The organism is Candidatus Frackibacter sp. WG13 (genome assembly GCF_900114655.1).
Lineage (GTDB): Bacteria > Bacillota > Halanaerobiia > Halobacteroidales > Acetohalobiaceae > Frackibacter.
This window is the reverse complement of sequence record NZ_FOTT01000024.1, coordinates 1-17,649: the sequence shown is the minus strand read 5'-3', so window position 1 is coordinate 17,649 and position 17,649 is coordinate 1. Positions and strand designations below refer to the sequence as shown.

General features: G+C 33.8%; 19 protein-coding genes and 1 tRNA gene. 1 reads left to right on the top strand and 19 read right to left on the bottom strand.

Features of this window, described 5'->3' with window-relative positions; translation table 11 throughout:
• Positions 1 to 6 precede the first annotated feature (6 nt).
• The 14 genes from BM077_RS11425 to BM077_RS11365 form a co-directional block, all read right to left on the bottom strand.
• Complete coding sequence (locus tag BM077_RS11425) at positions 7 to 903, bottom strand: alanyl-tRNA editing protein (protein ID WP_089750475.1); 897 nt, start codon at positions 901 to 903, stop codon at positions 7 to 9.
• A gap of 90 nt (positions 904 to 993) precedes the next feature.
• A complete protein-coding gene (locus tag BM077_RS11420; RefSeq protein ID WP_089750473.1) occupies positions 994 to 1,962 on the bottom strand; it encodes an asparaginase in 969 nt (322 codons plus the stop codon).
• The gene (locus BM077_RS11415; protein WP_089750471.1) at positions 1,949 to 2,296 is read right to left on the bottom strand and encodes a DUF4387 domain-containing protein; all 348 of its coding nucleotides are present in this window, start codon (positions 2,294 to 2,296) and stop codon (positions 1,949 to 1,951) included. Before BM077_RS11415 ends, BM077_RS11420 begins: the two co-directional genes overlap by 14 nt.
• A 53-nt stretch (positions 2,297 to 2,349) precedes the next feature.
• Positions 2,350 to 3,711 (bottom strand): acyclic terpene utilization AtuA family protein, encoded by a 1,362-nt coding sequence (locus BM077_RS11410; RefSeq protein ID WP_089750469.1) that lies wholly within the window; start codon positions 3,709 to 3,711, stop codon positions 2,350 to 2,352.
• A gap of 96 nt (positions 3,712 to 3,807) precedes the next feature.
• Positions 3,808 to 5,052 (bottom strand): methylaspartate ammonia-lyase, encoded by a 1,245-nt coding sequence (locus BM077_RS11405; protein WP_089750467.1) that lies wholly within the window; start codon positions 5,050 to 5,052, stop codon positions 3,808 to 3,810.
• A gap of 232 nt (positions 5,053 to 5,284) precedes the next feature.
• A complete protein-coding gene (locus BM077_RS14075) occupies positions 5,285 to 5,413 on the bottom strand; it encodes a hypothetical protein (protein WP_255364349.1) in 129 nt (42 codons plus the stop codon).
• A gap of 10 nt (positions 5,414 to 5,423) precedes the next feature.
• Positions 5,424 to 6,872, bottom strand: coding sequence for a methylaspartate mutase subunit E (locus BM077_RS11400; RefSeq protein WP_089750465.1), 1,449 nt, complete (start codon positions 6,870 to 6,872; stop codon positions 5,424 to 5,426).
• The gene (glmL, locus tag BM077_RS11395) at positions 6,856 to 8,271 is read right to left on the bottom strand and encodes a methylaspartate mutase accessory protein GlmL (RefSeq protein WP_089750463.1); all 1,416 of its coding nucleotides are present in this window, start codon (positions 8,269 to 8,271) and stop codon (positions 6,856 to 6,858) included. Before glmL ends, BM077_RS11400 begins: the two co-directional genes overlap by 17 nt.
• A gap of 41 nt (positions 8,272 to 8,312) precedes the next feature.
• The gene (glmS, locus tag BM077_RS11390; protein WP_089750461.1) at positions 8,313 to 8,723 is read right to left on the bottom strand and encodes a methylaspartate mutase subunit S; all 411 of its coding nucleotides are present in this window, start codon (positions 8,721 to 8,723) and stop codon (positions 8,313 to 8,315) included.
• Between the two features lie 353 nt (positions 8,724 to 9,076).
• On the bottom strand, positions 9,077 to 9,856 hold the full coding sequence (locus BM077_RS11385; RefSeq protein ID WP_089750458.1) for a helix-turn-helix transcriptional regulator: 780 nt from the start codon (positions 9,854 to 9,856) through the stop codon (positions 9,077 to 9,079).
• A gap of 281 nt (positions 9,857 to 10,137) precedes the next feature.
• Positions 10,138 to 10,213 (bottom strand) — tRNA-Cys (locus BM077_RS11380).
• Between the two features lie 78 nt (positions 10,214 to 10,291).
• Complete coding sequence (locus tag BM077_RS11375; RefSeq protein WP_089750456.1) at positions 10,292 to 11,473, bottom strand: quaternary amine ABC transporter ATP-binding protein; 1,182 nt, start codon at positions 11,471 to 11,473, stop codon at positions 10,292 to 10,294.
• Between the two features lie 58 nt (positions 11,474 to 11,531).
• A complete protein-coding gene (locus BM077_RS11370) occupies positions 11,532 to 12,362 on the bottom strand; it encodes an ABC transporter permease (protein WP_089750454.1) in 831 nt (276 codons plus the stop codon).
• A gap of 76 nt (positions 12,363 to 12,438) precedes the next feature.
• Positions 12,439 to 13,392, bottom strand: a complete 954-nt coding sequence (locus BM077_RS11365; RefSeq protein ID WP_089750452.1) for an ABC transporter substrate-binding protein — start codon at positions 13,390 to 13,392, stop codon at positions 12,439 to 12,441.
• Between the two features lie 513 nt (positions 13,393 to 13,905).
• Here BM077_RS11365 and BM077_RS11360 point away from each other — a divergent pair.
• A complete protein-coding gene (locus BM077_RS11360) occupies positions 13,906 to 14,163 on the top strand; it encodes an AbrB/MazE/SpoVT family DNA-binding domain-containing protein (RefSeq protein WP_089750451.1) in 258 nt (85 codons plus the stop codon).
• A gap of 61 nt (positions 14,164 to 14,224) precedes the next feature.
• Here BM077_RS11360 and BM077_RS11355 read toward each other — a convergent pair whose 3' ends face one another.
• The 5 genes from BM077_RS11355 to BM077_RS11335 all read right to left on the bottom strand — a co-directional run.
• Positions 14,225 to 15,355 carry a geranylgeranyl reductase family protein gene (locus BM077_RS11355; RefSeq protein WP_089750449.1) on the bottom strand — a complete coding sequence of 377 codons (1,131 nt, stop codon included), beginning with the start codon at positions 15,353 to 15,355 and terminating at the stop codon, positions 14,225 to 14,227.
• A 24-nt stretch (positions 15,356 to 15,379) separates the two neighbouring features.
• Complete coding sequence (locus BM077_RS11350; RefSeq protein ID WP_089750447.1) at positions 15,380 to 15,790, bottom strand: NusG domain II-containing protein; 411 nt, start codon at positions 15,788 to 15,790, stop codon at positions 15,380 to 15,382.
• 184 nt (positions 15,791 to 15,974) lie between these two features.
• Positions 15,975 to 16,679 (bottom strand): cell wall hydrolase, encoded by a 705-nt coding sequence (locus tag BM077_RS11345; RefSeq protein WP_089750445.1) that lies wholly within the window; start codon positions 16,677 to 16,679, stop codon positions 15,975 to 15,977.
• Between the two features lie 17 nt (positions 16,680 to 16,696).
• Entirely contained in the window at positions 16,697 to 17,218 is a 522-nt protein-coding gene (locus BM077_RS11340) for a YqeG family HAD IIIA-type phosphatase (protein WP_089750443.1), read from the bottom strand.
• 159 nt (positions 17,219 to 17,377) lie between these two features.
• The coding region (locus BM077_RS11335) for an IS30 family transposase (protein ID WP_143079002.1) at positions 17,378 to 17,649 on the bottom strand (272 nt) is incomplete at its 5' end.

The following is a 17,649-nucleotide window of genomic DNA, read 5'->3' as shown; positions in this document are numbered from 1 at the left end:
ACGTATTTAGTTGTGGCTTAATTCAAATTGGCTTCTTTCAGTACCTACCAACCCTGCTAATAGGTATCTGTTAGTATTTGGATCATATTTTAAATCCTTAACTAATTTAAAGTTCTCAATATCGCCTGTTCTTTTCACATGAATCCTTGGTCCTTGGCATGAATAGATATTTTCTCCTACTCTAATATGTTTATCATCATGAAAATTTATTCTTATATCTTGAGCAATTATATCTTTAACCTTGGCTTCAAGTTCACTAAAATCAAAACCTGGTTTATCCTCAAATTGTAATACAAAGCCACTCTTGACATCACTATGATAAGTAGGCTTTTCTAAACCTTCTTCCCACAAAATTTTAGTAATTAAATCTTCAGCTGTATGTGCCATCCTCCTATATCTAATTGACTTAAAGACTATATCTGCTACCTCTTGTGGCGAAGGCCCAAAGACACCTGGCCGTGTAATTAATACTTCTTCCCCAATCCCAACCAAAAGGTCAGCATCTATCTCTAAATGGTCAGCTAATAGGTCAAAATGTTCGATTACTACCCGTCGACCATGTACCAATGCCTCTTCGATTGCCTCTGCTAACCTCCACGGTTGTGTAAAAGCAGTTTCAAATCTAGCATCAACATGATATGTATGAGTGTTAAATTCATTGTGCTCTGCATCTTCTAAGACCGGTAATGGTCTAATATTAATTCCATTATCATCATTAGTTAAGGTCACCCCTGGGAACATACCTCTAATTAATAATGATTTTCCTGCCCCTGCATCGCCAACCAATCCTACTAATTGGTCATCAGGACTTAGATAGGCTTGGGCTAAATCATTTCCTAAATGCATAATTCTCCCTTTACCCCGTGGGGCAAAATATACTGACTGGGCAAAACTATTAAACAATATGATTTCTCCCTTCTATTCTTTGTATTATTTCAATAATTATTAACTTTTCCCTTCATTTTAAACTAAAAATATAAAGATTATCTCATTCTAAAAGGCATGAGAGATCTCTTCTTTATCATAATTACCTCCTAATAATAACATCAATTTAATTCTCACCTTAGGACCACCTAACCCATTACTGAAGACCAATCCTAGCTTTTCTAAATCCTTTTCTTCATTAGAAGCAGCATAAGTATTATGTAATCGCCCCTCCAAACACCTTGAAGTTAAAATTACCACTATACCACTTCTAATCGCTTTCTCAAGGCAAGATGCAATATTACTAGGAATAGTTCCCGAGCCAAAAGCCTCAACAACTAAACCATCAAACTTATTACTATTAACCATCATATCTACTATCTCAGGGTCGATTCCTGCTACCATCTTAATATAGGCTACATTATCATTAATAGATTTCGAATCAATTGTCTGAGAGGGTATAGTATTATAAAAATAATTGACTTCTTCTTTGGATACTTCCCCTACTCTACCACCATTTATCGATTTAAAGGAGGCTAAGTTAGTAGTATGACTCTTAGTTAATAGCTTTGCGGTATGAATTTCATTATTAAGAACGACTAATACACCTTGATTTTGACTCTTTTCCTCTAAAGCAACTATAAAAGCCTGATAAATATTAGCTCTGCCGTCACTTCCTAGCTCAGTAACTCCACGCATAGCTCCAGTAAAGATTACAGGTTTAGAAGTATCTAATATCAAATCTAACATATATGCTGTCTCTTGTAAGGTATCAGTTCCATGAGTCACTACCACTCCATCAATTTCTGACTTATTAACCTCTTCTTTAACTAATTGAGCTAACTCAAACATCATCTGAGGAGTCATTTGTGAACTATCAACTTTAGAAAACTCATGAACCTCTATCCTGCATAGATCATCTAGTTTCGGAACACCTTTAAGCAACTCCTCACCAGAAAACTCCGGTACTAATTTTCCATCGTCATTCTTAGCCATAGCAATAGTTCCACCAGTTGAAATCAGCTTAATCTTCTTCATACTTTGACCTCTCCCATGGCACCTCTATACTCAAAAGTGGAGCATGTTGTTGTGCTCCATATACATCTGTCTCACCAACTGCCCCCGAGGAACGTGGCCGAACAATAGTAGCTTTAATAGCTTTTGCTTGATCATAATTAATTACTGAAATTACATCTTCTATAGCTATATCATATAACTCAGCTATTAATCTTTCATTAATCACCTTAGAAGCCTTTACTTTTTCATAAATATCAAAACTTTTAAAAATGAAATCAAAGGTAATCTCATAAGGACCTGCGTTCTTACTTCTAATTACATCTACTAATTCTCGAATGTTTTTAGTTTCTGCCATCGGAATCACCTTCTTTCTCTAATATATTATCAGTAGTCAGTGTCTGTGTCATGTTATCTGTAATCTGTTATCTCTACCGAAAATACCTCACAAGGATCATCCACTGTAAGCAAATGATAAAGGTTGAATTCATACACCTCACCAGCTTTTAAATCAGACGGAGAATAAGGAAATGCTAAATTTCCAGCGGTAGCTACTCGCCCTGGATAGCCGTAGTGCAGCATAGTAGAACGAGCAAAACTACAGATCGTATTAGCTAATTCTTGAGTCTTAGCTACAACTTCAATAGTAATCCCTACTTCGTTAGATAAGACTTCTAGTTCAGGCTCTAAATCTCCCATTACTCCATCACGACCATATATCCTAAAGAGCAATTCATAATCAGCTTCATCTAACTCATCAAAATTATCTCGTACTGTCTCTTTAACTACTTCTATTACATGATCTAATTCTTTAATCATAATTGGGTCTCTAGTCCCAGCAATAGATATAGTACGATACCCTACTTTCTTCGCTCCCTCTAGCTTAATTGTATATTCATCACTTTCAATAAATTTACTACCACTCACTTTAACCACTCTCTCATCATACTGCTCAAACTCTGTTCCTGTTAAATCAATTATACCACCAGGACCATGTAGCTGGAGTGGATTCGCCTTCTCATAAAGGGTATGAGCAGCTACTGAAGTCGTTGTGCATTTCCGCTCAGGATTCAATGGTTCTAGAAGAAAGTGGTCATCTCGCAAAGTTCCAAACATACAATCACTACCACTACCAGGATTAGCGGCAATAGAAGCACATTCCATAATCTTACCCATATGTAGAGCTAATCCTGCTGGGTAACCTTCTTTAATACAGAGACTAGCAAAGACTGTCGGGTCATAAGCTCGACCAGCCACAATTACTTCTGCTCCCATGTCTAATGCTTTAATGATCGGCTCTACCCCCATCTGCGCTACAATCCTAGTGCTTGCTTTTAATTCCTCTTCATTAATCTCTCCGACTGAAGGCAAATGTGATATATCGCCTTGATTAAATTTATTTAAAATAAACTCTTTATCCTGTTCAGCTTGAATAGTAGCTAATTTAAAATTCAAATTATCTTCGTTCGCTATCTCCTTCACTATTTCAACACACCACTCTAAATGCGGGGCCCCACCAGCACCACCAGCAGTTCCTAAAATAACCGGAATTTCTCTGTCCTGACCAGCATTTATCATTAATTTTAAATCTCTCTTAACCGCTGCTCTATCAGTAAAAGAAACCCCCGCCCCTAAATAATAAGGTCCCGGGTCAGTAGAACCAGCATCTACCGCTATCAAATCTGGGTCCTTATCTAAACCACGTGCAAACGATTCTTTAGGAAATCCATAACCCAAAATTGCTGTCGGGGATAAGACTCTCAATTCTTTCATTTATGTCACCTCCGTTGAAAGTTCAATTGACAATTGACAATTAAAACCATTAAAAAAACCTAGACCTCAACCTCAAACCAAGCCTCATCCTAAACCTTAGCCACGTCTCGCACGAAGCAAACTCAAGACCCGTTCCATCTCATTTTTAACTATCATCAAGCCTTCATCAACTCCCATACCTGGCTTAGCTAACATTTGGTCTGGTCTCGTTGCTAATGCTAAATTAACACAAACCTGCGCAGAACGTTCTGTTTCATTACAAGTACCACCTTGATAAGCCCCAATTCCATTCTTTTTACAGTATAATACTGCTTCTATTGTATTATTAATTCCGCCTAAGTCAGGAGTCTTAATTTGAATAACATCTGCTGCTTCTTCATCTACAAACAATTTAATATCTTCTAATGTATTACACCACTCATCTGCTACCAGTTCTACGGCTATACCTCTTTCTTTAACTTTCGCCTTTAGCACCTTCATATCCTCAATCTGCTTCTTTCTACTTCCAGAATCCATAGGCCCCTCTACTCTCAAGGCATGTGGCTTAGCTACCTCTGCTAGTCTTTCTAAATAGTCTGCCATTCTTCCTGGATTATTATCAAAAGCTAAACCTAAAGTCCCATAAACATCAATATGAAAGATAGGTTGATAATCTTCTTCATTTTTAAGCTTCTGCACTCTATCTTTTAACCATTTAATATATTCTAATAATTTTTCTCCTTCTTCTCCCAACTTTTCTTTTACATTATTAATTAAAGCGTGAGGCATTACATCAGCATGTTTAATAATCATCTTATCAGCGTTCATATACCTCTCATCACCAGTCTGAGTAAAGATAGGAACAGGTCTAGTTGTGAGTTTTAAATTATATTCTTCAGCTACTATCTCAGTCATCGTCCTCTTTTTAGCTTTCGCCACTGCATCTAATAATGCCTGGGTAAGCCCGTAACGTATAGCAGTATGTAGACGTTTACCATCTATCTTAAAGTTATCAAACTCTTCAGCTAAATCTTTAAAACTATCTAATTCTCTGCCAACTAATTTAGGAGTTATCTTTTTTTCTATTATTGGAATAAACTCTTCAGCTAAAAATAATGGGTCGCGCCCATCCACCCCTGAATATTGAACCGCTGCACAATCACCATAAGCTACTTGCCCATCTTCTAGGATAATCATAATAGAGATTGATTCTCCCGCCTGACGCACAGAGCTAAAGCCTTCAGTTAATGGTTCTCCTACATAAGCAAGGCCATCATGCTCAGCATCTTCTTTAATTGCTTTTTGATCATCAAAATAAAACCCAGTTAATCCTGGTGAAGTTAGTACCTCTTTTATCTTCATCTCTATCTACTACTCCTTCCTAAAAACCTAAATCTAAGACTCAACCTTAGTCTCAACCTCAACTTTAACCTATAATTTTCTGGGCTTCACTGTCTCGCCCAGCTTAAAATTCGAGGCTGGTCGCAAGCCTCCGATCGACTCTGCTTCTAATTCGGAAGCTCTTTTCTGGGCTTCACTGTCTCGCCCAGCTTAAAATTCGAAGCTGGTCGCAAGCCTCCGATCGACTCTGCTTCTAATTCGGAAGCTCTTTTCTGGGCTTCACTATCTCGCCCAGCTTAAAATTCGAAGCTGGTCGCAAGCCTCCGATCGACTCTGCTTCTAATTCGGAAGCTCTTTTCTGGGCTTCACTGTCAACTGTCAACTGTCAACTGTTAACTCCTAGGCTTTCCCACCAACATCCCTTTGCCTATTGCATAGATATCATCAATTACCATTTGGAAGCTTGGTTCTCTTTCTTCGTCTCTTCCTCTTTCTTCTAACCGTTCTTTATTAAATTTAATTACTTCTTCTGAGAATGGTAGGTTCCCATGATTTAAATAACGAATTGCTCCATTGTTATCTCTAGCCGGAAGTAAATTACCTGCATTATACTTACTCGGAGCAAATGGAATATCTAAAACTCCTGCTTCAAATGCTCTTACTGTGCCCTGAGCTAAATCACCATCACCTAATTCTAATACTCGATTAAGAATTTGCTTGGTCTCTTTTCTAATCATTTCCTTCTCTTCTTCTAATAATCCCTTAGCAACAAATTGTTGGTCTTTTAACATATTAACTAACTGTTTAGTCGTTCTTAACCCTTGTGCATTGGCTTCTTTGGTTGGTACGCCTAATGCTTCGTGAGGGGTTTTAACAATAACTTTTGTAGCATTAGCCAAAGCTGCTGTTGCCGCTCCCCACGAAATCACTCCAAAAGCTTGTGCTTCATCTTGTGGGAAACCACCCATCCATTGATGAAAGACAGTAGTTAACATTATGTCATCATATTCTGCTAAATATTCTTCGGCTAATTCTTTCAAAGAATGGATAGCCGCCACATCTTGAACTAAATTTCCACACTGCCCATAGCCTAACGTAATGCTCTTAACTCCCTGCTCAGCAGCTAATAACCCTTCAATAATAGCTATACTATGAGATACTGATGGTGGAACTAAAGTCCCAGTTAATGGTCCAAAAGGCTCTCTATTAATTTTCACTCCCTGTTCTTCATAATAACCTATTAAACGGTCAACATACTGCCAATCATATAAAGTCTGTTTAATTGAGACATCTTTAGCGTAAGGAATATTATAAGAGATTCCACCACCTTCATAATCAGTAAAGCCACCAGCAATAGCGATTTCAGCTAATAATCTAGCATCCGGCGTTCCATGTCTAACTTGTAACGGGGCATCTAAAGCTTCAACTACCTTTCTACAGCCATCAACACCATGATTTACCGCCGGAAATCCATTTAACATTGAACGACCTTCATTTCTACTTTCTTTAATTCCTTGTTCTGCTTCTTGATAATTATTCTGCCGCGTATAACTATCTATAGTACTAGGCAATAAATCTGCTTGCCCTTCTTTTCGCAAAAATTTTAATAACTCAATATGTTCATCAATCAAAGCCACCCCGGCGCGAGGTTGAATTAATGTAGCCTTCTCTTCTTTAGCTATAGCTAATACCTCCGCCATAACCTTTTTCTTAGGAAGGTCCTTATGATATTCAATTGCTTCTTCTAAGTCTACATCTTCACCTGTAGACCACTGCTTTAATACTTCTTCTCTTACTTCCTTAAATTTATCTAAATTCCATCTTTTATTCTTTAATTTCATCAATCTCTCCCCCTATCTCTTTAAGGTGTTTTTTAGCCAATTGAAAAGCTTTATCTAATGAAATTTCAGCTAATAATCCAATGGATGCTAAAATATATTCTTTATCTAACATTAGTTTAGGCTTTTTAGGAGCTAAATTAGTAGGATTATCTTCATTAAATAACCCTTGCTTTAATATCTTTCCCGGTTGCTCACTATGAACTAGGATACCACCAGTCCCTATCATTAGATTTAAATCAGTTAAATCCTTCCCATACTGCACATAACTTTCTCCGAAAGGAGTATAAACTACCTCAATCTTTCCTACGTGTCTCTCAATTGCTAATTTAGTTGCTACTTTTGCAAGCCCAGCGTCTAATTCTCTTTCTAATTCATTATCAGGAATATAATCAACATCTTCATTAATCTTATTAATATAATTTACTACTTCTGCTTCGTCTACTCTATCTGGAAGATAGGTTAATATTTCTTGCTTATCAATAGCTTCTATTAAAGAAGATGCACTATACCTCATTCCTAAATCTCCTTCGACTGTTCTCTTTACATAAGGCTCCTCTAATCCTTTAAGATTAACCCCGCTTTTAGTAGGGCGGCCAACAGCTACTGAATGAATATCAGTTGTCGCTCCACCAATATCAACAATCATTAATTCTCCTAAGCCTTCTTCATTAGTTCCTTCAGCAATCAACTCTGCTGCTTTCATTACGGCTGATGGAGTTGGCATCACAACCCGTTCTATATACTCCTCTACTCTTGCTAACCCCTTAGCATAAATAATCTTATCTAAAAAAAGTTCTCTTATTCTTTTTCTAGCAGGTTCTATATTTAATTCTTCTAGCTTGGGCATGACATTTTTAGTAATATAAGCTTCCTTATTGCTATTCTGTATGATACTTTTCACATCATCAGCTACTACTTTATTACCAGCTACTATAATTGGAGCATTTAACTCTGAAGTTGCTAACATCTTAGCGTTATGTAAGATAGTATCTTGATTTCCACCATCTGTTCCCCCAGCCAAAAGAACCACATCAGGATTTTGTTTAATAATCTCTTCTACTTCACTATCAGTTAGTTCATAAGAATAGACCTTAGCTACTTTTGCTCCTGCTCCTAAAGCCGCTCTTCTAGCAGCTTCAGCAGTTAAGTCTGGTACTAATCCAACAGCTACCATCTCCAAACCACCTGCTGCACTACTACAAGCTAACCGATGTTCAATGGAATCTAAGCTAATTCCTAAACCTTCTAGTTGCTTAAAAAGATTTTTAAGACCAATATTAATATCATCTTTGACTGTCGTTAAAGCTTTTGCCGTAGCCTTTATTTCTACTTTATCTAAGTCTACAACTGTCCCTTTAGTATATGTACTCCCAATATCAAGTAATAAAGCTAATTCCATAGCCTCACCCCAGTTAAAATAAATATTTTAATTGTCAATTATTATAACCCTAAATCCTCTTTCAAATCAGCAATCGGTGCTTCTGGTAAAGTACCAGGTGGATAGACTCTATCAAATCCCATATTTAAAAATTTATTCTTTGTCTTTTTCCAGTCTTGTTTACCAACAACTAAATTACCACCAAGATATAATATAACATTATCTAAACCAGCTTCTATACACTTTTCTTTAAAACCTTTGCAATCTAACTCGCCATGTCCATAAAGAGATGAAATTAAGATTGCATCAGCATCAGTCTCAATAGCAGCATTAATGAAATCTTCCTGTGGAGCTAACACACCAATATTGACTACATTGAAGCCCGCTTTAGTTAATGCTTCTTCTAATATTCTATTTCCCACAGCATGCACATCTGAGCCAATAACCCCTAATACTAATGTCTTTTCTTCCATTGGCACCACGCCTTTCACAATTTATTGAAAAAATTGATAACCTACAAAAAACTTTTAATAATTCATTAATTAACTTAGACATCTATCAACAAACACCTTTTAAATACACCAAATTGCAATAATATTCTATATATTTAATAAATATTAGTCTACAATTATAATTTTTATTTAAAAGTTTCTTAATTATTATTTTTAATATTCCTATCTTTATATTAATCATTCTTATTAATCTACTTCATTACTTGTGCTCTATTTTTGTGCTTGTTCTGTAAAATAAAACACCCATATTCTGAGCCTTCTCAAAATATGGGATATGATTAAGAGCTATTATATTGTAGATAAGATTATCAATTTTATCCTTTCGTATTTGACCTGTACTGACCTGGTGTGATTGCTACTTTTCGTTTAAATACCTTACTAAAATAACTAGCATCATAATACCCAATTAACTTCGCAATCTTCTTTAATGGCATCTCGGTCTTTCTCAGTAATCTTTTAGCTTCTCTTAGCCGAATCTGTGTCAAATATTCTATAACTGTAATTCCCGTAACATCTTTGAAGATCTTACTTAAATATGAAGAACTTAAATAAACATGACTGGCAATTTCATCTAGAGTCAATTTTTTAGAATAATTATCACAAATATAGGTTTTCACTTGCTGAACTATCCCTAAATCTTTTGTTGTCTTGTGCTCATGAATTAAATCTATATATTTCTTAATAAATTCTTTAGTCAAATTAAACCTTGCTTCTAAATCTAAAGTCTCATCCATTCTTTTAATTAATTGGTCATTTATGTGTAAAGCTGTTTCTAGCTTTACTCCACCTTCAACTGCTGCTCTTGATAACATAATTGCTATCTCTAGACATCTTGTCTTTATTAACTTTTCATCTAAATTACTATTTAACATCTCCGTAAATATTTCATCTAATAATTCAAAAACTTTTTCTTTATTACCATACTTAACTTCATCAATAAGTATCTTCTCTTTATCTATTGAAAATAATGCTTTAATTTGATTATTGAAGTTTGCATCATCATCTTTATTTACCTTAAGCTCTTTATTGTCCTTTGATTCTTTAAACTTTTGAAAATCATCCATTTCTAATATACTCTCCATAGTAGCACTCATAATTTTCTCCCTCCTCTATCTATTATTCTTTCTAAATCTATCAACTCTTTAAATACTTATAAATTTTCTGAAAAATATAAACAATTAATATATCCACTCCTTTCTTAATTAGACTGAATAATTAATATTATCTTAAAGAAATAGTAATCATAGTTATTTTATAATCATGATTACTATTTAGACACGTCGACACAAAATTCCTGCATTTTTAATAAAAAAAGTGCTCCATCCTAATTTTTTAGGATAGAGCACTCTATATATCAAATATTTAATTTCAAATTTGGAGGTGGCACCCGGACTCGAACCGGGGGATAAAGGATTTGCAGTCCTCTGCCTTACCAACTTGGCTATGCCACCTTTAAAGCATTTAACCTAACGCACTTATATAGTATATTATATAATACTCCACTTGTCAAGAGGGTAAAATCATCTTCCTTAAATGCTTTCTTTAGCTAAATTAGCTAAAACAGTACTCTTAACAATAATCCCTAATAACTTTCCATCATCATTAACTACTGGTAATGGTATATTAAGATCAGCAATATCAGCAAATAATTCATCTAAACTTTCATTTGGATCTGCTAGTGGTGTCTCTTGAATTACATCTGATAATTCCTTCTCATCTTGATTAATAACTTCTATAACATCTTCAATCTCAATTATTCCTTTAAATTTACGTCCTTTTCCTACTACAAAGATACTAGAAATTTCATTCTTCTTCATCTTATGCATAGCAGTTCGTGGACCATCTTGTTCGTATTGTAAAGCCAAAGGTTTTGTCATAATATCCTCTGCAGTTAATATCCGTGATCGATTAACATCTTGTACAAATTCTCTTACATAATCATTTTCAGCATCCGTTAAAATTTCTTCTGGGGTCCCTAATTGAACTATCTCTCCATCTTTCATAATCGCAATCCGATCACCTAACTTTAATGCCTCATCTAAATCATGAGTAATAAATAAAATAGTCTTATTTAAATCCTCATATAAATCTAATAACTGATCCTGCATATCTTTCTTAATTAATGGATCTAATGCACTGAATGGCTCGTCCATTAATAGAATATCTGGGTCAACAGCTAAAGCTCTCGCTAAACCCACTCTCTGCTGCATTCCACCACTTAACTGAGCAGGCTTTTGATCTTCCCAACCTGCTAAACCTACTAATTCTAATGCCTCCTTAGCCTTTTCTCTTCTTTCTTCTTCAGGAGAGCCTTGAACTTCTAAACCAAATTCAGCATTTTCTAACACAGTCCTATGTGGAAATAGGCCAAAATTCTGAAAGACCATTCCAAACTTCTCTTTTCTAATTTCTAATAATTCTTCTTTATTTAAGCTCATTAAATCTGTACCATCTATCTTTATTTCACCAGCTGTTGGCTCAATTAATCTATTTAAACATCTTAATAGAGTTGACTTCCCACTACCGGATAACCCCATAATCACAAATATCTCTTCAGAGTTAACTTTAAAACTAGCATTATTAACTCCTACTGTTAGTTCAGCTTCTTCTAATACTTCATCTTTCGAATAACCTTCTTCAAGCAGTTCAATCCCTTTTTTAGGAGTGTCTCCAAATATCTTTGAAAGATTATTAACTACTATCTTTTCCATTAATCCAACCTCCTACTTAATTCCTATTCAATATCTATATCAAATAATAAGTCATTATTTACTCTCTTCCAAAAATTCGATCTAATACCATAGCTAAGATAACTACACCCAATCCAGCTTCAAATCCTAAACCAACATCAACTGTCGATAAAGAACGTAGTACAGGCTTCCCTAAACCTCCTGCACCGATCATCGCAGCAATTACTACCATAGATAATGAAAGCATAATACATTGATTAATCCCTAACATGATTGATGGTAATGCTAAAGGCAGCTCTACTTTATATAACATCTGCCAAAAGTTACACCCATATGCTCTTCCTGCTTCTTTCAACTCGTCAGAAACCTGCTTAATTCCTAAATAAGTTAAACGAATTGGGGGCGCAATTGCAAAGACTACTGTAGCTATAACTCCTGAAACATTTCCTAAGCCAAAGAACATTAGCGCTGGAATCAAATAAACAAATGGAGGAATCGTTTGCATAAAATCCAACATAGGTCTAGTAATCAAATCTACAATACGATTATGAGCTTTAAGCACACCTATAGGAATACCAATTACAAGACAGATTAATACTGAAGTAATAATTGAAGCCATAGTAGTTAATAAAGGTTCCCACATTCTAAGATTTAAAACTAACAGCAAACCTAAAGCTACAAAGACGGCTAAGTTTTTACCTTTAAGCTTCCAAGCTATCAAAGTAAGAATACCGATTAATACTAGTGGGTGTCCATAAGCTAAAACAAACTCAAATCCACTAATCATCGAACTAATAATTTCTGAGAAAGTATTTAATGGCCCACTAAAATTGGCAATTATAAAGTTAACTACAGCTTCTATCCAATTACCTAAAGGAATCTTAGTAGTTAAAATATCAACTAAATACATCAACTTTTTACCTCCCTATATTCAATTAAAAGAAACTTAACGACATTCCAAAAAATATGGAATGTCGTTAATAGTCCTATTTAAATCTTTGTTCTATAACTTCTACTGCATCTTTTTCATCTACTGTCTTTATACCTGATACCCATTTCTTAACTAAATCTATATTATTCTTAATCCATTCTTGAGCAACTTCCTCTGCAGGACGCCCTTTCTTCTGATACTCTAAAATCCATTTACTTTGAATTTGAGCATTAACTTTAAATTGCTCTAAAAATTTATAGAAATTAGGCATTTCTTTCTTAAGTTCTGGCCTTGCAGCAGTATAAACTTTATCATTTCCTCCCCAAATGCCTTCAGGGTCATCTAAATACTTAATATCATACTTAACATTCATCCAATGAGGCTTCCAGCCATTAAAAGCAATCCACTCTTTAGTTTTAGTAGCTCTACCTACAGCCGATAACATCGCCGCTGTACTTCCGCTTACTAACTTCCAATCTTTTAAGTTATAATTATTATTCTCTATAGCATTTTGAATAATTTGATTACCATCATTACCCGGTTCAATTCCAATAATTTTGTGATCAAATTTATCAGCATACTTATTCAAATCAGCCATAGATTTTACCCCTGCTTCCCAAACATACTTTGGCACAGCAGTTTGATAGAGAGCTTTTTCTAAGTTAACTGTTACATTTTCTATTACACCCTCTTCATTATAAGGCTTAAAGTTAACCTTCATAGTCGGCATCCAATTACCTAAGAAAGCGTCTATTTCATCATTCTTCATACCTTCAAATAAAACTGTTTGGGTCAACGCTTTTTTATTTACTTTATAACCTAAAGCTTCTAATACTTGTTTAGCCACCTCCGTCTTAACAGTAACACCAGGCCAATTCACATGTCCAAATGTAACCTCTTTTTTCTGTGTAGAATTCTGCTTATTCTCAGGTTGTCCACTACAACCTACTCCTAAAGTAAGTATTAACGCAAAACTAATTAATAACAAGATACTTTTCTTTTTAAACATTAATGAATACCTCCTTGATTTTAGGTTAATAATAATTAAGTTCATTTTTTAATCAAATCAAGTAACCATATGTACTATTATAAATATGCCCTCATATATTCTAAAATATCCCCTCCTCTAGAATATATAAAATTTGACTCTAATTATCTTTATTATTCAATAAAAAAATCTTTGAAAGAAAATTAATTTTCATTTCAAAGATTTAAATAATAACTTCTGCTTAAAATATTATTAATTTCCATCTGTTTACTCTTAATTTCTCAATCTAACACCTTGAAACCGTTATAAATAATACAACATTTATGTCAGTTTGTCAAACTTTATTTGAAATTTGATTCATAACTCTTGATGACTTAGATATTTTAATCAATCCAAAACATTTTAATGAAAAGAATTACAATATTATCTTGAAAAAATTTGGCAAATTCCTTGACAGCTTTAAAAATATTATATATAATTATATTAGAAAAACAGAAATCTTGTCGAAAGATGTAAAAGGAGGGAAAGAACACAATGAAGTCAACAGGTATTGTTAGAAAAGTAGATGATCTAGGTAGAATGGTAATTCCAGTAGAACTTCGTAGAACTTTAGGAATTGAAACTAAAGATGCATTAGAAATTTATGTAGATAACGATAAAATTATCTTTAAAAAGTATGAACCGGCTTGCATTTTCTGCGGTAGTGCAGAAGATACTATCGAATTTAAAAATAAAACTATCTGTTCTGAATGCTTAGAAAACATGCAAGAAGTAGAAGAGAAATCTGCATAAATAAGTACTTATTTAAGTAAGTCAGACTTAGGTGGATTCCTAAGTCTGACTTTTTTATTTATTAACTTTTAAAACGTAAAAATGGCAACTCTGCTTTAAAACTACTATATAAATCATCATAACTCTCTTCACCGTAAATTATTTTTATTAACTGCTTCAAAATCCATTCTTTTTTACTAAACAGCTTATGAGCAACCTTTGTAAATGGAAAGAATATCTTACTAACTAACTTGGCCTTCTTTAACTCTGTTAAAATCTGTTGATTAACCAATTCAGTATATTCATCTAACGAACCTCTTCCTGATAGAACTGAATCTAATACTTGACTAGCTAAAAGACCACTCTTTAAAGCATAAAATATCCCCTCACCAGATAATGGATCTACTAACCCAGCAGCATCGCCAACTACTAAGCCAAGCTCAGTATTTAGCTGTCGTTTGTCACCACCAATAGGTAAGAGATGACCTTTGGCTCTTATCACTTGGCTATCACTTAAACCCTCTTCTTTTATATATACATCTAACTTCTTTTTTAAACTAATTCCATCTTTAAAAGTACCTACTCCTACTGATAAATTATTCCCCTTCGGAAATACCCAACCATAACCATCAGCAATCATACCATAATCTAAATGAATAATACCCCGCTGCATTACTAACCTTTCTTCACCAGCCTTTAATTCTTTCTCATAAGCTACTCCATACTCTAAATCATTCATCAAACCTAATTTTTTAGCTATAAGGCTCTTAACTCCATCGGCACCTACAATATATTCTGTAGTAAAAATTTCTTGTTCAGTCTTAACTCGATACTGATTATCATACCTTGTTAGGTCAACTACTTGGCTACTATCTATTACTTTAGCTCCTGCTTTTTTAGCCTTCTTAACTAAAAAATTATCGAATTTATCTCGCATTGCCATATAGGTAAAAGGCTTATAAAAATCAATATCAATTGGTTGCTGGAAGTTATGAGTAAAGACTACTTTAGTAACCTCATCTTCAATTATATTATTTAAATCAATATCTCCTATAATCTCCTTTACCTTTAACGACACTGCTCCTCCACATGATTTATACCTAGGTAAAGACTCCTTTTCTAATAATAATACTTGATAATCATTCTTTGCTAAATTATAAGCAGTAAATGCACCACTTGGACCGGCTCCTACTACTATTACATCAAATTTCAAGTCTATCGCCACCACCTTATTAATTTAATAAACCACAGCATCAGGTTCTTGAGAAACACCTTTACTCTTAATAGCAACCACTATTTTGTTAGGCATACAAACAACCATCTCTCCAGCTCTACTAATCCATCCTGTATCAGAACATATTCCTAATGGACAAACCTCTTTTGGCATCTCTAAAATTCTCACTTTACCTTCTTTAATTACTATCTCCGCCTTGCCTGAAGATAAGTCTAAGGGTATCTTCTTTTCTAAACCATCAACTAATCTAATCTTACTTACTACTTGATTATTATGCTCAATTACTACATATTTAGCATCAGAATTAACAAAATGCAAAAATGACCAACCAATACCACTTAAAGTAATTAGTATAATCAAAACAATTAATCCTTTATCATAGATAGTTAGCATATTTCTTAAGGTTTTTAACATATTACCATCCTTATCTATTACAATATCTCTATTACACTATATATATTGTAATATTAATTTGCCTTCCCTGCAAGTCTTATATATGTTATTTAATGATTCAAAATGAAAAAATTACAAAATCTATTCTATCACAAAGGACAATCTTATTCTTAGCACAATAAAAAGAGCCCAATATTAGGCCCTTTTAATTAGCAAATATATGGTTATCAATCTTAACTACCACCGGTCTTGAAGAGATCCATTTTGTCTTAGTCGCGATTCTCGGATTATAGAAGAATAAAGCATGTCCTGTTGGGTCATATCCTAATAAAGCAGCCTTAGCTGCTATAATTGAAGATTTAGTAGGATATAAATTAACTTGTCCATCAGCAACAGAGGTAAATTGTCCTTTTTGATAAATTACTTTTCTAACGGTATTAGGAAATTTATGACTCAATACTCTATTTAAAATTACAGCACCAACAGCAACCTGTCCCCTAAATGACTCACCCCTGGCTTCGCCATTAATAGCGCGGGCTAAAGTTAGAACTAACTTTCGCGAAAAGGTGTTTAAATTAGCATAATTACCAGTTTGAAGATATTGCAAAGTACCTTCTCCTACAATACCATCAGGTTTCAAACCGTTTCGGGCTTGAAAGAATCTAACTGCTTTTAATGTCGCCCTACCAAAAAGTCCATCAATCTCTCCATGATATAAACCTAAAACTTTTAATTGAATCTGCAAGAATGCTACATCTACTCCTTCATCACCATATCTTAAAGTTCTAGCTCCTAACTCAAGATTATATTTTTCATTAGCTTGTGCCTGATCTTCCTCTACAAATAATGAAAACAACAATACTAATACTAAAATTAATAATAGCTTATTGTATTTAGAAGCTTGTTTCATTTTATTTCACGCTCCTTTCAAATTAAACTCTTACTTTTTAAATATTTCTTTACTTTCTTTTCAATTAACCTGATTACTTGCGTGCTTATGAATTCCTTTTTACCCATAGGCTCTACTAAAATAGTTAATAACCTTAATCTATTGCCACCATAGATATCTGTAAATAATTGATCTCCAACTACTGCTACTTTATTAGGAATAAGATCCAATCTATTAATTGCTAACTTAAAAGCTTTCTTTCTCGGTTTTAGAGCTTTAGAAATAGCTGGTACTTCTAATTTTCTTGCTATTCTATTAACTCTTTCTTGTAAGCTATTTGATAAAATACAGATAGAAATCCCAAGTCTTTTAGCTTTTAATATCCACTCTTTGAATTCTGGTCTCACCTCATGATTATCCCAAGCTAATAAAGTATTATCCAAATCACAGATTATTCCTCTAATTCCTATCTTCTTAAGATATCTTAAATTAATTTCACAAATATTAGTATGATAAAAATCAGGGCATAGATACTTAAGGATAAATCTTTCCCATCTCATCTTATCTACCTCTATTCATTTCCAAAAATAATAGACCTATTCACTGTAAATTATAACATCAATTCTATAAATTGCAAATTTATTTTTTCACAAGTCTATTAATTGCAAGGTTAAATGCACGGTTTTTTGAAAAATTATACCTACATATATAATTGCTTTCTAAGCTGCTTCTAATTTCTTTTCATAAACATCATTTGAAGTCTTAAAATCAAATATCTTTCTAGGATAGTTATTCATCCACTTTTGTATCCGCTTTATTTCATTTCTGCTATATTCTTTAAAACTTCTTCCTTTAGGAATAAACCTTCTTATCATTTTATTAAGATTTTCATTACTACCTCTCTGCCATGAGCAGTAAGCATCTGCATAGTAATGTTTTGTCCTAGGAATACTACTTTTTGTAATCGAAGTTTCTACACTTTTATAATCCC